Genomic DNA, 14,130 nt, shown 5'->3' on the forward strand with positions numbered 1-14,130 from the left:
CTTTTAATTATTGTTTGTATTCAGCATGATAAGAGTTTTCACCAGAATGAACAGATAATAAGGTGTCTGCGTAGCCGACAAGTCGATTAACTATTTCATCAGAAATCGAATAAACAAGTTGGTGGTGTTTTCTAATATGTAATTCAGGATCATCAAAGATAATAGTAGTATTGATAAAAATATGCTTCGTATCAAAAAGATTGTAGTGGATGATTGTTTTTCCAGCAGCTCCACCTGTTAAAGGATCTTTATAACTTGGTAAAAAAATATACCATTCCTCTGCAGAAGGTGAGCGAAAGTTTTTAGTATAGGTCATTCCTTTTATTTCTTCTTCAATTTTAAGCATTAGGTCTTTGTCCATTACTTCTATAATGTTATCCTTCATCACTTATCTCCTTCAGTCAGCGGGGTTCGCATCAACTGCAATTTCATACGCATCTAATACGATATTCTTTTTAATTGGATCTGAAACTCCAACAAGATATTGACCATCTTCTTCGTCTAAAACCTGCATAATGATGGAATCATCATCATTATCTTTTGATGTTAATAGAGCATAGGTTTCAGCTTCCACAGCAAGTAATGCTTCAACTGAGAACGTTCTCTCTTTTCCGTATTCATCTTCGACTGTAATAAAATCCCTTTCTTGCTCCAGGGTCATTTTACACACCTCCAAATTGTTAAAAGTAGTTTATCCTAATTAGAATCATTTAATGAGATTGAGAGGGGTATTACTTATAGAGAAGAATAAAAAATAATAGCCCATATTTTGGATCTTTTCATTTATAAATTGAGATGTTATGATTGTTTCCGTTGCCGAGAAAGCCTAGTGAATACAATTAAGGATATTGACACATGGTTAACTAGTGTGATAAATTATAAATCCTGCTTCATTCGAAATAAGACAAGTGAAATAAGTTTTTTATAAAAAGGTCTTGAAATATTTCGTGAAGTTATTATAATAATATTTGTCCTTGAAAATTGTCTGGTAATGATGGCGAAGAGGTCACACCCGTTCCCATGCCGAACACGGAAGTTAAGCTTTTCAGCGCCGATGGTAGTTGGGGGATTCCCCCTGTGAGAGTAGGACGTTGCCAGGCATGTCCATTTTTATTTTATGGTCATGCAACAATTAAATATGGCCCATTGGTCAAGCGGTTAAGACACCGCCCTTTCACGGCGGTAACACGGGTTCGAATCCCGTATGGGTCACTTACTATAACTTAATATATAGTAAGTAATAAATTATTTGGAGGATTAGCTCAGCTGGGAGAGCACCTGCCTTACAAGCAGGGGGTCGGCGGTTCGATCCCGTCATCCTCCACCATATTATTTCGCCCTAGCGAACGAAATAATTTACCAAGCGGGTGTGGCGGAATTGGCAGACGCGCTAGACTTAGGATCTAGTGTCCTTGTGACGTGGGGGTTCAAGTCCCTTCACCCGCACCAAAGTTTTTTATGTTAGTAAAATAACTATCTTATACGCGGAAGTAGTTCAGTGGTAGAACACCACCTTGCCAAGGTGGGGGTCGCGGGTTCGAATCCCGTCTTCCGCTCCAATAGTAGTGCCGGGGTGGCGGAACTGGCAGACGCACAGGACTTAAAATCCTGCGGTAGGTGACTACCGTACCGGTTCGATTCCGGTCCTCGGCACCAACGTTTTTTCGCGTCAGCGAAAATAACGCACATTAATATATAACTTTATTGGAATAAATTAGCGCCCGTAGCTCAATTGGATAGAGCGTTTGACTACGGATCAAAAGGTTAGGGGTTCGACTCCTCTCGGGCGCGCCAAGTATAGAGGTGAGAAATCAGAAATCAGAAGTCAGAAGCGAGAATAAACTTTTCGCTCTAAAGCAACAATAAAGTCTCTGACCTCTCACATCCCACCTCTGATATCTAGAACGGGAAGTAGCTCAGCTTGGTAGAGCACTTGGTTTGGGACCAAGGGGTCGCAGGTTCGAATCCTGTCTTCCCGACCATTCATTATTAATAAGGGGCCTTAGCTCAGCTGGGAGAGCGCCTGCTTTGCACGCAGGAGGTCAGCGGTTCGATCCCGCTAGGCTCCACCAAATTTTTGTTTAAAAGTAACAAACAATATCTATGGCGGTGTAGCTTAGCTGGCTAGAGCGAGCCGTAAACATCTTGAATAATCTTCATTGTAGGCTTGTGAGGAATGTGTCTGGAAGAGACATGACGAACATGGTTTTTACAATGAGCGTATTGTAACTATGGCGGTGTAGCTCAGCTGGCTAGAGCGTACGGTTCATACCCGTGAGGTCGTGGGTTCGATTCCCTCCGCCGCTACCATTTGCACAAATGACCAATAGGTCACATATGTTATTGGAGGAATACCCAAGTCCGGCTGAAGGGATCGGTCTTGAAAACCGACAGGGGTGTCAAAGCCGCAGGGGTTCGAATCCCCTTTCCTCCTCCATATTTTTAAAATCTTTATATATTTATCATCGCGGGGTGGAGCACGTGAATATGCTTCATTGAGTTACATCAGCGTACCGATTGAGCAACATCTTGAATAATCTTTCTGAAATCGGGACGGTCCGTACAAGAAATAAACAAAGTTCAAGGGTAACACAATCTATATTTTTTATCATCGCGGGGTGGAGCAGTCTGGTAGCTCGTCGAGAACCATAACCCGAAGGTCGCAGGTTCAAATCCTGTCCCCGCAACCAAATATAATAGAAATATTATGTTATTGTAAGTTCTTTTCACTACGTGAAAAAACTTTGGTCCGGTAGTTCAGTTGGTTAGAATGCCTGCCTGTCACGCAGGAGGTCGCGGGTTCGAGTCCCGTCCGGACCGCCATTTTTTTTTGATTTTATACTAATGTTAACTTAGACTCTAAGTATAGTTTAAAAGGGTTTCGATAAGCGAGAAGTTCGAGGAAGCAAATGAACGAGCACCGGAGCGTATGACCATACGTGAGGATGTGAGTGAGGGAGCTGACGAAGAGATTCGAAGCTTAGCGGAAGCCGTAAACCCATTTGGCTCGGTAGCTCAGTTGGTAGAGCAATGGACTGAAAATCCATGTGTCGGCGGTTCGATTCCGTCCCGAGCCACCTTTTATTTTAAACAACTATAACGCCGGTGTAGCTCAGTTGGTAGAGCACGATCGAATATGCTTCGAAGCCCTTGCTTCAGCACACAAATCGAGCTGCTACTTGAATAATCTTTCTGAGATTTGGGTGACTGGTAAGTAAGATAGAACTTTATTTAAAATTTTAAATAATGCCGGTGTAGCTCAATTGGTAGAGCACGATCGAATATGCTTCGAAGCTTTTGCTTCAGCACACAAATCGAGCTGCTACTTGAATAATCTTTCTGAGATTTGGGTGACTGGTAAGTAAGATAGAACTTTATTTAAATCTTTAATAACGCCGGTGTAGCTCAATTGGTAGAGCAACTGACTTGTAATCAGTAGGTTGGGGGTTCAAGTCCTCTCGCCGGCACTCTCATATATGGAGGGGTAGCGAAGTGGCTAAACGCGGCGGACTGTAAATCCGCTCCTTAGGGTTCGGCAGTTCGAATCTGCCCCCTCCACCATAGATTTTGCGACAGCAAAATGTCTTACTTTAATTTTTAAAAACAACTCTTTTCATATTAGGGGCATAGTTTAACGGTAGAATAGAGGTCTCCAAAACCTTTGGTGTGGGTTCGATTCCTACTGCCCCTGCCAATTATAAAAAACTTGATGGCGATTGTGGCGAAGTGGTTAACGCATCGGATTGTGGTTCCGACATTCGTGGGTTCGATTCCCATCAGTCGCCCCAATTGTATATTGAATATACTAGATGTTTAGTAAGTAATAATTGCAGAAAAGCACCTAGTAGTCGACGATATTTCCTTTAGAATATCCTCTTGCTGGTGTAAAACACGAGACTTTTATTTTTGTGTAGAAAGCGTGGAATATGAAGTGATCGACATCAATTAAGGTTAAAAGTATACTTAGTAGTCGACTATATTCCGTGATATTTCCTTCAGAAATACCCCAGAATATCCTCTTGCGATGAGGATTCATGGAGCTTATTCAGGGAAGTATATTCATGAAGATTAATCAGTGGCTATAGCCAAGCGGTAAGGCATCGCACTTTGACTGCGACATGCGTTGGTTCGAATCCAGCTAGCCCAGCCATTTATTTTAAGGCATCATAGCCAAGTGGTAAGGCCGAGGTCTGCAAAACCTCTATCCCCGGTTCAAATCCGGGTGGTGCCTCCAATTCATTTCTTTATGCGGGTGTAGTTTAGTGGTAAAACCTCAGCCTTCCAAGCTGATGATGAGGGTTCGATTCCCTTCACCCGCTCCAAAAAAACTTATGGGCCTATAGCTCAGCTGGTTAGAGCGCACGCCTGATAAGCGTGAGGTCGATGGTTCGAGTCCATTTAGGCCCACTTTATATTATACATATTTCATTTTGTTCCGCAGTAGCTCAGTGGTAGAGCAATCGGCTGTTAACCGATCGGTCGTAGGTTCGAGTCCTACCTGCGGAGCCATTTTTGTCTTTAGATAATGCGCCTTTAGCTCAGCAGGATAGAGCAACGGCCTTCTAAGCCGTCGGTCAGAGGTTCGAATCCTCTAAGGCGCGTCAAAAAAGAGACCACTAGTGGTCTCTTTTTCATTTTCTATTTAGTTCCTAGTGATATATTTATCACATCATTTTCTTCTTTCCAACTACATGGTCTTACCTCGTTATTATTTAATTTCTTTAGAAGAAGCATACATAAATTTGTTTGATTCACTTTTCCACCAACTGAACTGCATTTTTCTATATCTGCTCGTATGCCAATTGAAAACAATGTAACTGACTTTTTAAGGAGTGGATTCCACGCTTTCATGAATCCACTAGTAGAAGACTCATCATTTGTACTTTTATATTCATTAAGAAAAAAAACTGCTCCACATCGTTTTATTAATTTTTCTTCAGCATCCTTGAGTGTTGTGTCAGGGTATGCTTTTTCAAGTTCTGTTTTAGGTAATGTGAGAAAATCTTTTGGTAAAACAGGTTGAAAGGAAGGATGAAATTCATTCATATAATCTTCTGTTTTTTTTATAGAACTATAGATATTTTTCACTTCTGTGATCAAATATTCTATACTTTTGTGTTTTTCTAAGATGATTTTTTCCCATTCCCACTCTTCAGTATAAAATGAATTAAATTGTTCTAGAGCATTGTTTATTTTTAATGATCGTAGGTTTGTATATAATCCCTCACCATGTGTAAATCCGTATTTAAAAAGGGTTGTTCTTTTCCAATCTATGAAAGAATGTAAATCTTTCTTATCTTTATGTACCTGTATAGGTGAAGAAACCTTTAATAAATTTAAAGTTTCTGAAAATGTGTGTTCGAAAAAGGTTTTTAACTCGTTCATGGCAATTTCAGTATGCATGAAATTTAAGTTCGCATGATCCTTATTCTGAATTTTTTTATTCATTGAAGTCACCCTCCAGGAAAGTATTCATTCAATCATCAGTTTTTGGGTATTTGACCAGTTTATCATATGTGAGTCCTGCTTGAATTGTGACAAAAAGACAATAGTTGATTTACCTTTAGCAGGAAACTCACAAAATGTTGCTGCTTCAGCAGAAGAACAGTTTGCCACAATGGAGGGAATCATTGTGGCAAATTTCCTTTCAAAGGTGGCAGAAGGTTTACAAGGCCTTGTTAGAAAATTTAAAGTGTGATGTACAGCATACAAAGTAATCTAAGTAGATTATTTTGTATGCTTTTTAATCTTTCACCTATAACAATCAAGCAGCACTGCGATAGAATCTTTGAAAATAATGGATGAGAATGATTACAAAAATCAGATGACAAGTAAGAGGATAAAAAATGTCATATAGTTCATACTAGCCACTATTAGAATCTATTGAGAGGTTGTGTGGAGTTGGGTGCTGTAGAGAGAAATGGATACCGATTTGAACCTGAGTTTAGTGTAATAAATCAAAATGGGGCTATACATGTTTATCATAAAGGTGAGTTTGTTGAAGAAATTAAGTTCTCTTTTTCAGGGGATTTTCCAGTACATGATAATATTGAAGCGCTAATTGATCAGTATTGTGAGGACCATAGAATATAAGAGTCTTTCTTGAAAATAGAGCAACAATAAAAAAGATTGAATAGACTACTATACGTCTCTTCAATCTTTTTTCTAAATTAAGATGTAATTCTCCAATTCATTTCATTGGATGTTTTTAACCATTCTGGTAGAGGAAATCTCTTTTCTATCGCCTCAGTTATCTCTTCTGCCATTTTTAATACAAGGGAGAGTTCAGTGTATTGAAGCACTTGTTGTGATAAAAATCCTCCAACATTGACCACACCTGAAATGCTATAATCGCCAACAGCATCTAACTCTTTCCCAACCCCTGCACCAGGCTTTAATCCTCCATTAAATACATAAAACTTACCGATTGAGTCAACTTTCCCTAACATTGAATCGATCACAATTACTTTCTTATTTATAGGAACTTCACTTAGCTTCTCATATAAATTTTTAGCATGTACAAGGTTGTTTATTGTACCAATTACATTTCTGTAACCCTTCTTTTTTAGGAATGAACCTACTAATGGACCTAATGAATCACCTGTTGAACGGTCTGTTCCTATGCAAACAAATATAATTTTATTGCAGCTTATATTAGGAGGGATCACATCTTGTAATATTTCAGGTAAATGAAAGGAAGTTACTGGTGAAATCATTGGCACAGCCCCTGAACAATAATTGTAGTTGATAAAATTAACATAAATTTAATAATTTATTTACAATTTTATCATATAAATCCATATTTCATCTAATAAAATAAAGAATTTTCAGAATATATTTCAACATTTCTCGCAGGGGGTAGTTGAATTTTAGATGATATTGTTGCATTTTGTCGTAATGATATAAAAATAATAAGGATTATTTTTTGGTTGAGATTGGTAGAGGCATCGGTCGGGATTCGATTTCGTTCAGTAATAAATGAATAAATTCATCGGATGCTTTTACCTTGATCGCATCTTTATATGCCCTATAGAGTGTTAAATTTGAGATAAGTTTTAGGGTTGTCTTTTTTTGCATTATTTGAAACTCCTTGAATAGTATGATTGCAACATTCATTGTAGCCAATTTCCAAAAAAATGATAAGGGTTTCGACGATCATTCTTATAATTAGACAAAAGTGTATTTTTTATAGAGAGGATAGTTACTTAGAACTTACTAGTTATTTTCGTAGGGAACAAGATCGTCAATTTCATTTAATCCAAGGCTACATACAGATTTTGTATCAACATTATAAAATAAAAGTTGAGTCCTATCCGGGGATAAATGAATCACACGACCTGAAAATGAAGTTCTCCCTATTTTCGTTTTCGTATATGCCACTCGAAGAAGGGTATGCTTATCTTGCCATTTTTGGACTTTTGAAAAGAATTTTTCCATAATAAATAGTCCTTTCTAAGGATGTTGAGGTTAAGAAAAATAATGATGTACGATGTGATAGATTAAATATTTCCAAAATAACTGAGTATTATAAAGGATAAAATAATTAATAGTGAAAATAAGGTGGTGTAAGGATGAAAATAGAAGGTACAATTATTTCTGGAGAGTTTGACTTTTCCATGAATGAATTTTCAATACATACTGTAAAGTATTTTCATACAGAATCTACTTTAAAAGAAAGGCAATTATTAATGCTTTATGAATATCTAACAAAGCATAAAGATGAAGATGGTGGGCAATTTGTCACTTTATACGATCAATTACCTGTACACTTAACTAGAAGGGAATTGAATGATTTAATTGTACGAGTAAATTCTATCAGAAATAATTTGATAAGACTAGTAGCTTAAAGAAGTTTTAAAAACCACAATTTTTTGTTTGTGGTTTTTTATTATGCTTTGTAAAATACATTAGTATACTTTTATACACTTAGTGAAAGTAAAGTATGTACTTGTAAAATATTGTTTGTTATCTAATAATGTGGATAGTAGCATCCATGAGTATTTTATCATTCCATAGATTGATTGAAAGAGGGTTTAAGAATGAACTTAAGAGTATCTGCGGTACAATATCACCTTCACACGATTCATTCGTTTGAGGAGTTTGAAAGCCAAGTCAAACACTATGTTAAAACAGCTGAAGAATTTGGTTCAGATTTTATTTTGTTTCCTGAGTTTTTTACCACACAATTATTATCCATTGGGGATGAACAAGGTCATGCATTACCTATTTATCGTTTACCCGATTTTACTGAAAAATATAGATCTTTGTTTATTGAACTTGCCATGAGTACAGGAATGCATATTATTGGTGGAACTCATGTCATAGAAAAAGAAGGCAAGTTATATAATGTGGCACATCTATTTTATCCTGATGGTCGAGTAGCTGAACAAGCAAAGCTTCATATTACACCTACCGAAGTAGAAGAGTGGAATATGAGTGCAGGTGATAGTCTGCAAGTATTTGTAACAGAAAAAGGTACAATAGCTATGCTAACTTGCTATGATATTGAGTTTCCCGAAATTGTTCGAATGGCAAAGGCAAAGGGGGCAGATGTAATCTTTTGTCCTTCTTGTACAGATGATCGTCATGGTTTCCATCGTGTTCGCTACACAAGCCATGCTAGAGCGATTGAAAATCAAGTATACGTTGTCACTACCGGTACAGTTGGATCTCTTCAAACAGTTGATTTTATGAGAGGAAACTTCGGGCAAGCGGCTGTTATTACTCCGAATGATGTTCCTTTCCCGCCAAAAGGAATTATGGTTGAAGGTGAAATAAATCAAGATATGATTGTAACAGCAGATTTGAATTTAGAGCTTCTGTATAAAGTACGCCTCACAGGCTCTGTTACTACATGGAGAGATCGTCGTACGGATCTTTATCCTGATTGGGAACCAGAAAAAGTAACGTATTAAACAGGAGGTTTGTATGTATCGAAAAGAATTTTATGTTTTCGACCAAGAAAAACCAATTAAAGCTGTAATTCGTAACTATGAAAAAAAAGACTTTAAAGATTTAATCCTAATTCAGCAAGAAAGTTTTCCTCCTCCTTTTCCATCAGAGCTTTGGTGGAATGAAGAGCAATTGGAAAACCACATTGAATTATTTCGACAAGGTGCTTTATGTATTGAGATTGAGGGGGAGATGGCAGGATCAATGACTGCATTACTTGTTGATTTTGATCCGCACCATCCTAACCATACATGGGGAGAAATAACAGATAACGGTTACATCCGTAATCATAACCCAGAAGGCAACACCTTATATGTTGTCGATATAGGTGTAAGGCCTAAATTTAGAAAATTAGGTTTAGGAAAATGGCTGATGCTGTCAATGTATGAAGTGGTTATTCATTTAGGGGCTAGAACGATTGCTTGGTGGTGGACGTATGCCCGGCTATCATAAAAAATCTGACGATATGTCACCTGAGCAATATGTAGCAGCTGTTGTAAAAGGAACAATTAAAGATCCTGTTTTAACGTTTTTGTTACGGTGCAGCAGAACACCAATTGGAGTAGTATCAAATTACTTAGAAGATGAAGAATCATGCCATTACGGCACTCTTATGGAATGGAAGAATCCGTTTCATGTTGAATAATCATAAAAGGAGAATTATTAATGGAGTATAACCGTATAACAAATAGTAAAGATCCACTTTTTGCACAAATGCATCAACTCATGCAGGAAATTTTCCCTCCCGAAGAAGTGTTGGAATTCAACCTTTGGAAAGAGCCTTTAGAAGATCCTGGTATTCGTGTATTTGTTGCTGTTCACGAAGGCAAAGTTGTCGGAGCAACAGAGTATCGTTATTATGAAGACTTTAATGTTGCAATGACTGATTTTACTATTATTGGTCAAGCCGGCCTTGGAGTTGGACCTTTCTTAGCAAACAAGCGATCTCATGATCTGCAGCAACTAGCTAATGAAAATGGACAAAAGCTATCAGGTATGTTTGCGGAAATCTATGATCCTTATCGTGTTGAAGATTTTGAATTTGGCGGTGTAAAACCGATGGATCCGTATGTACGTCGAGAAGTGTTAGCTCACCTTGGTTATAAACGAATTGATTTTCCTTATGTTCATCCTTCATGGAATAATGATGGTGAGGCTGTCACAGGTCTGGATCTTTGCTTCTTACCAATGGGAGAAAACAACACAACCATTCAATCGGATTTAGTTGTAGCATTCTTGAAGAGGTATTATACTGTACTACCTAACAAGCCTGAAGCGTGGCTTAAGATGATCGAAGAACTTGAGTCTAAGGAGCAATTAGCTTTAAAAAATATTTAATATTTCAAAAGTCCACTTTTATAGTGGGCTTTTTCTGTGAAATAGATCGTATATTTATCTCGTCCTTGCAAAAACTTATTAGTAAAAGAAAATTTTTTCAGATAGTGTTTAAATGAAATTAGAAAAAAGGAGGAGAAAATATAATTGCTTAAATATTCAAGATTCTTATTGTTATTAATGATGATCCTTCCTTGGTTTTCTCTGCCATTTATCGATAAAAAATCATTTAAACGGTACTATCCTGCAAGTTTATTTATTTCAATTGTTGTATGGCTTGAAAGTTATATTGCCAAAAAAAGAAGATGGTGGTGGTTTTATGAAAGTATTCATCCAAAAATACGGGGTGAAACACCACTCATTTGGGGTCCTTTTTTTATAGGCTCTCTGTGGATTATGAAATTTACTTATGGGAAATTTTATTTATATCTATTGATTAATCTGCTTGTTGATTCATTCTTTTCTTACCGACTGGTAAACTGGTTTCAGAAATTAGGAATTAGTTCATTGGTTCGTATGACTAGATTACAATTGCTCTTCGTTTTTCAATTTAAAGCACTATTGCTTTATGGTTTTCAACTTTTAAAAGAAAAAAGAAATATAGTAGACCATAATAAATCAACAAGTTGAGGCATTACATACCTAATATACAATTAATAAAGGAGAGAAATGTGATTGAAAGAGGAAAATGTTATTGATACTTTAAATGAATTTTTAAAAGGGCAATATATGGGGATTCGTTCTTATGAACATTTTATTGAAAAGCTTGATGATGGATTAATAAAAAAACAATTTCAAACGATGCAACAGGAGCATAAACAGCATGCTTTACAAGTAGCGGAGAGAATTCAAAATCTTGGAGGTACTCCTGTTAGTAGTGAGGGAGTAGTTGGCTCTGTTCAAGGATTCATCAGCCAATTTCAAATCCCAGACACAACAGAAGGTATGATTGAAAGTGCTAAAAAAGGTGAAAGTTATTATGGAATTGGGATGTCAGAGGAAATAGTTAGAGGAGATTTAGATCAGGAAAGTCGGCAGCTTATTGAAAAGATATTAGATAAAGATCGACAACATGTACAGATATTAAATGAAATGCTTCACTAAATTGAGCTGCCATCAGCTCTTTTTTTATTGCTGTGTTCTAAATTGAGATTCTCCAGCTAATTTCCCCACGTTTTAGTGGTCATTATACTACCACTTTTTCATATTTTTCATCTACAATGAAAAGAACAACTACAAATTAGCCAATACATACATGAATTGATTATTAAATATAGAAACTAGAGATAACCTACATGGTGAAGGAGTTTTATCATGAATGACATATTAGCAAGTTATTATACAATGGCAGTTGAGCGTACTAAAACCAAGGTTTTAGAAGATATAGATAAGTATTTAGAAAAGAAGGAAACATTACCTTCATACGAACAATATGTGAGAGAACGTGGAGAGTACATCGATCAAATTTGGTTAAACTCATGGCTAAATACAACAGCAAGTCATGCCGCGAGTTATGAGAAAAAGGAATTTTTAATAGATAGAGGATTTGACTTAGAAGGAGTAACCAAGAAGTTAATAAACCAAATGTTTCGAAATGAAATAAGAGATGTAGAAGCCTTTCATGTTCTAAACTGGTTAGATGACATGTTCTTGGATCATAGTGATCATTGGAACGACACATATGAGAAAGCAAAAGAATTGTATGAAGATCGCAGGAAAATGCAGGAACACCGTGAACTTACCAAAAAGTTAATTTTAAAATTTGAATTTTATATAGAGGAGCTACTTAACGAAAACTATGAAGAGTTATATCTTTATGTTCGTTATTTAATTGGTTCTCACCTTGCGATTGAAATTGAGCAAAAAGGTGTGGTTATTGCTTCAGAAGGCTTAACATTTTCAACATATTTATATGATGAAGCACATCTAGCTTATAACAGACATCAATATGAAGAAGACATGACAGAAATGTATGAAAGATTAATATCAGGCTATTTGTTTGACTTTGGTCCTAATTGGATTAAAGAGAGATTATCTTCAGACCTTTTTGATGAATATAAGCATGCTTTTCATGAACCTGTACCAGACACCTTAATTAAGGAAATAGCCTTTGATTTATTTATGGAACTTGCAGAAGAATTTTTCGCTGACTTACTAGAAGAGTATGTAACAGATTTAACAAAGCTTATCGATACTCCTTTCGATCTTCAAGCACATCAGAAAATTTTTGAGCATGACCTTTCAGAGCGGGAACGAAAGGTTGTTGAAGAATTAGAAGAGATCAAACGAAGAAAAGAAGAAGAAGCCAGGATGGTTGATGATATTTTTGGGAGAGAATATAATCCACCAGCTGGACGAAATATCCAATATATTCTTCATGTTGGAGAAACAAACACCGGGAAAACCTTTCAGGCGATTCAACGTATGAAGGATGCAAGTAGTGGTATTTATTTGGCTCCGCTTCGATTGCTCGCTCTTGAGATCTACGAAAAGTTAAATGCAGAGGGTATTCCATGTTCTTTGAAAACTGGTGAAGAAGAAAAAACAATTGAAGGTGCTGCTCATATAGCTTGTACTGTTGAAATGTTTTATGAAAAAGATTTTTATGATGTGGTAGTGATTGATGAATCACAGATGATTGCTGATAAAGATCGTGGGTTTTCTTGGTATAAAGCCATTACAAAAGCAAATGCAAAAGAAGTTCATATTATATGCAGCTTTAATGCAAAACCAATGATTTTGCAGCTTCTCGGTGACTCTGATATTGAAATCCATGAATATATTAGAGATATCCCTCTAGAAGTTGAACCACAGCTATTTCGCCTGAATCAAACGAGAAGGGGGATGCTCTAGTTTGCTTTTCGAGGAAAAGAGTGCTTGAGACAGCTTCTGAGCTGCAAAGAACAGGTCGTCAAGTTAGTATGATATATGGAAGCATGCCTCCAGAAACAAGAAAAAAACAAATGCAGAGATTTATTAACGGTGAGACGACCGTTATCGTAGCGACAGACGCAATTGGCATGGGACTAAATTTACCTATACGTCGAATTGTCTTTTTAGAAAATGATAAGTTTGACGGTACAAGAAGAAGGTGGCTCACCTCACAAGAAGTAAAACAGATTGCTGGCCGTGCCGGCAGAAGAGGAATTTATAATATTGGGAAGGTAGCATTTGTACACAACCCAAAATCAATGGCACGCCTGCTAGACCAAGAGGATCAACCACTTCAAGGATTCGCGATTGCTCCGACAACAGGTGTACTTGAACGGTTCCAAAAATATTCGAGAAAGCTTGGTTTGTTTTTTTATTTATGGGATCAATTTAAAAGTCCAAAGGGAACAAAAAAAGCTTCTCTTGCAGAAGAAAAGCTATTGTACGAAATGATTGAAGACACAATCATCGAAGCAAAACTATCTATGGCAGATTTATATGGCTTTTTACATTTACCATTCTCAACGAATGAACCAACCCTTAGAGCTCAATGGAAACAAAAGCTAGAAGCAATTGTTGATGTAGAGGACCTACCTGATCCTTTAATTAAAGATTCAGGTTTAGAAGAGCTTGAACTCTCTTATAAATCAATTGGTCTCCATTTATTATTTTTATATAAATTAGGTCGGAACACTGAAGCTCATTACTGGGAAAGACTACGTGAAGAAATTAGTGACAAAATTCATGAGCAGCTAAAGTCTGGTGTACAAATAACAAAGAAAGTATGTAAAGTGTGCGGGAAAAATTTGTCTCATAAATTTAAGTTTCAAATATGTAATGAATGCCATTTTGAACGACAAGAAAGGAAAGAAAAAAAGAAATCACGTTAATGAGAAGAGGATAACAAACAGG

At 36.7% G+C, this 14,130-nt stretch carries 14 protein-coding genes, 22 tRNA genes, 1 rRNA gene and 2 pseudogenes; 34 read left to right on the forward strand and 5 right to left on the reverse strand.

The annotated features are described in order from the left end of the window. Positions 1-7: 7 nt before the first annotated feature. Positions 8-385: a hypothetical protein gene (locus tag MVE64_RS21075; protein WP_247341110.1), complete on the reverse strand. Its 378-nt coding sequence runs from the start codon at positions 383-385 to the stop codon at positions 8-10. Positions 386-397: 12 nt separating this feature from the next. After that, the gene (locus MVE64_RS21080; RefSeq protein ID WP_247341112.1) at positions 398-661 is read right to left on the reverse strand and encodes a DUF1292 domain-containing protein; all 264 of its coding nucleotides are present in this window, start codon (positions 659-661) and stop codon (positions 398-400) included. A 323-nt stretch (positions 662-984) separates the two neighbouring features. Between MVE64_RS21080 and rrf the strand changes: the two genes are divergently transcribed. The 24 genes and pseudogenes from rrf to MVE64_RS21200 all read left to right on the forward strand — a co-directional run bounded on the left by rrf (position 985) and on the right by MVE64_RS21200 (position 4,601). Next, a 5S ribosomal RNA gene (gene rrf, locus MVE64_RS21085) occupies positions 985-1,100 on the forward strand. 40 nt (positions 1,101-1,140) lie between these two features. Continuing rightward, positions 1,141-1,212, forward strand: a tRNA-Glu gene (locus MVE64_RS21090). Between the two features lie 39 nt (positions 1,213-1,251). Next, positions 1,252-1,327, forward strand: a tRNA-Val gene (locus MVE64_RS21095). Positions 1,328-1,363: 36 nt separating this feature from the next. Beyond that, positions 1,364-1,449: transfer RNA gene (locus tag MVE64_RS21100), tRNA-Leu, on the forward strand. 35 nt (positions 1,450-1,484) lie between these two features. Continuing rightward, positions 1,485-1,559 (forward strand) — tRNA-Gly (locus MVE64_RS21105). 8 nt (positions 1,560-1,567) lie between these two features. Continuing rightward, positions 1,568-1,656, forward strand: a tRNA-Leu gene (locus MVE64_RS21110). Between the two features lie 61 nt (positions 1,657-1,717). Further along, positions 1,718-1,794, forward strand: a tRNA-Arg gene (locus tag MVE64_RS21115). Between the two features lie 111 nt (positions 1,795-1,905). Further along, positions 1,906-1,982: transfer RNA gene (locus MVE64_RS21120), tRNA-Pro, on the forward strand. 14 nt (positions 1,983-1,996) lie between these two features. Beyond that, positions 1,997-2,072, forward strand: a tRNA-Ala gene (locus tag MVE64_RS21125). Between the two features lie 161 nt (positions 2,073-2,233). Beyond that, positions 2,234-2,310: transfer RNA gene (locus MVE64_RS21130), tRNA-Met, on the forward strand. 35 nt (positions 2,311-2,345) lie between these two features. After that, positions 2,346-2,437: transfer RNA gene (locus MVE64_RS21135), tRNA-Ser, on the forward strand. Positions 2,438-2,612: 175 nt separating this feature from the next. Then, positions 2,613-2,690 (forward strand): annotated as a pseudogene (locus tag MVE64_RS21140). Positions 2,691-2,746: 56 nt separating this feature from the next. Further along, a tRNA-Asp gene (locus MVE64_RS21145) sits at positions 2,747-2,823 on the forward strand. Positions 2,824-3,004: 181 nt separating this feature from the next. Beyond that, positions 3,005-3,077, forward strand: a tRNA-Phe gene (locus MVE64_RS21150). Between the two features lie 317 nt (positions 3,078-3,394). Next, positions 3,395-3,467: transfer RNA gene (locus MVE64_RS21155), tRNA-Thr, on the forward strand. 11 nt (positions 3,468-3,478) lie between these two features. Beyond that, positions 3,479-3,561 (forward strand) — tRNA-Tyr (locus tag MVE64_RS21160). Between the two features lie 59 nt (positions 3,562-3,620). Continuing rightward, positions 3,621-3,694 (forward strand) — tRNA-Trp (locus tag MVE64_RS21165). Between the two features lie 18 nt (positions 3,695-3,712). Continuing rightward, positions 3,713-3,788: transfer RNA gene (locus tag MVE64_RS21170), tRNA-His, on the forward strand. Between the two features lie 288 nt (positions 3,789-4,076). Next, positions 4,077-4,150, forward strand: a tRNA-Gln gene (locus MVE64_RS21175). Between the two features lie 10 nt (positions 4,151-4,160). Beyond that, positions 4,161-4,234 (forward strand) — tRNA-Cys (locus MVE64_RS21180). A gap of 14 nt (positions 4,235-4,248) precedes the next feature. Next, positions 4,249-4,322 (forward strand) — tRNA-Gly (locus MVE64_RS21185). 11 nt (positions 4,323-4,333) lie between these two features. Next, positions 4,334-4,407, forward strand: a tRNA-Ile gene (locus MVE64_RS21190). A 27-nt stretch (positions 4,408-4,434) separates the two neighbouring features. Then, positions 4,435-4,509, forward strand: a tRNA-Asn gene (locus tag MVE64_RS21195). Positions 4,510-4,527: 18 nt separating this feature from the next. Then, positions 4,528-4,601, forward strand: a tRNA-Arg gene (locus MVE64_RS21200). 37 nt (positions 4,602-4,638) lie between these two features. Here MVE64_RS21200 and MVE64_RS21205 read toward each other — a convergent pair. Further along, on the reverse strand, positions 4,639-5,448 hold the full coding sequence (locus MVE64_RS21205; protein ID WP_247341114.1) for a class-II aminoacyl-tRNA synthetase family protein: 810 nt from the start codon (positions 5,446-5,448) through the stop codon (positions 4,639-4,641). A 79-nt stretch (positions 5,449-5,527) separates the two neighbouring features. Between MVE64_RS21205 and MVE64_RS21210 the strand changes: the two genes are divergently transcribed. Both MVE64_RS21210 and MVE64_RS21215 read left to right on the forward strand, forming a co-directional pair. Beyond that, positions 5,528-5,698, forward strand: a complete 171-nt coding sequence (locus MVE64_RS21210) for a hypothetical protein (RefSeq protein WP_247347260.1) — start codon at positions 5,528-5,530, stop codon at positions 5,696-5,698. A gap of 203 nt (positions 5,699-5,901) precedes the next feature. Beyond that, the gene (locus tag MVE64_RS21215; protein ID WP_247341116.1) at positions 5,902-6,093 is read left to right on the forward strand and encodes a YbxH family protein; all 192 of its coding nucleotides are present in this window, start codon (positions 5,902-5,904) and stop codon (positions 6,091-6,093) included. 77 nt (positions 6,094-6,170) lie between these two features. Here the strand turns inward: MVE64_RS21215 and yyaC are convergent, their stop codons facing one another. Together yyaC and sda are read right to left on the reverse strand one after the other, a co-directional pair. Beyond that, positions 6,171-6,716: a spore protease YyaC gene (yyaC, locus tag MVE64_RS21220; RefSeq protein WP_247341117.1), complete on the reverse strand. Its 546-nt coding sequence runs from the start codon at positions 6,714-6,716 to the stop codon at positions 6,171-6,173. 202 nt (positions 6,717-6,918) lie between these two features. Then, a complete protein-coding gene (gene sda, locus MVE64_RS21225) occupies positions 6,919-7,077 on the reverse strand; it encodes a sporulation histidine kinase inhibitor Sda (RefSeq protein WP_247341119.1) in 159 nt (52 codons plus the stop codon). Positions 7,078-7,571: 494 nt separating this feature from the next. On the opposite strand from sda, the gene MVE64_RS21230 reads away from it, so the two are divergent. The 8 genes and pseudogenes from MVE64_RS21230 (at position 7,572) to MVE64_RS27895 (ending at position 14,108) form a co-directional block, all read left to right on the forward strand. Further along, on the forward strand, positions 7,572-7,847 hold the full coding sequence (locus tag MVE64_RS21230; protein ID WP_247341121.1) for a hypothetical protein: 276 nt from the start codon (positions 7,572-7,574) through the stop codon (positions 7,845-7,847). A 192-nt stretch (positions 7,848-8,039) separates the two neighbouring features. After that, on the forward strand, positions 8,040-8,915 hold the full coding sequence (locus tag MVE64_RS21235; protein ID WP_247341123.1) for a carbon-nitrogen hydrolase family protein: 876 nt from the start codon (positions 8,040-8,042) through the stop codon (positions 8,913-8,915). Between the two features lie 13 nt (positions 8,916-8,928). Continuing rightward, positions 8,929-9,598 (forward strand): annotated as a pseudogene (locus MVE64_RS21240) (GNAT family N-acetyltransferase). Positions 9,599-9,618: 20 nt separating this feature from the next. After that, positions 9,619-10,290, forward strand: a complete 672-nt coding sequence (locus MVE64_RS21245) for a GNAT family N-acetyltransferase (RefSeq protein WP_247341124.1) — start codon at positions 9,619-9,621, stop codon at positions 10,288-10,290. Positions 10,291-10,434: 144 nt separating this feature from the next. After that, entirely contained in the window at positions 10,435-10,917 is a 483-nt protein-coding gene (locus tag MVE64_RS21250) for a hypothetical protein (protein ID WP_247341126.1), read from the forward strand. Positions 10,918-10,962: 45 nt separating this feature from the next. Continuing rightward, positions 10,963-11,391, forward strand: coding sequence for a ferritin-like domain-containing protein (locus tag MVE64_RS21255; protein ID WP_247341128.1), 429 nt, complete (start codon positions 10,963-10,965; stop codon positions 11,389-11,391). Positions 11,392-11,601: 210 nt separating this feature from the next. Further along, a complete protein-coding gene (locus MVE64_RS27890; RefSeq protein ID WP_345740670.1) occupies positions 11,602-13,140 on the forward strand; it encodes a DEAD/DEAH box helicase in 1,539 nt (512 codons plus the stop codon). Positions 13,141-13,160: 20 nt separating this feature from the next. Next, a complete protein-coding gene (locus MVE64_RS27895) occupies positions 13,161-14,108 on the forward strand; it encodes a helicase-related protein (RefSeq protein ID WP_345740671.1) in 948 nt (315 codons plus the stop codon). Positions 14,109-14,130 lie beyond the last annotated feature (22 nt).

The sequence above is a fragment of the Metabacillus endolithicus genome (assembly GCF_023078335.1).
Classification (GTDB): domain Bacteria; phylum Bacillota; class Bacilli; order Bacillales; family Bacillaceae; genus Metabacillus; species Metabacillus endolithicus.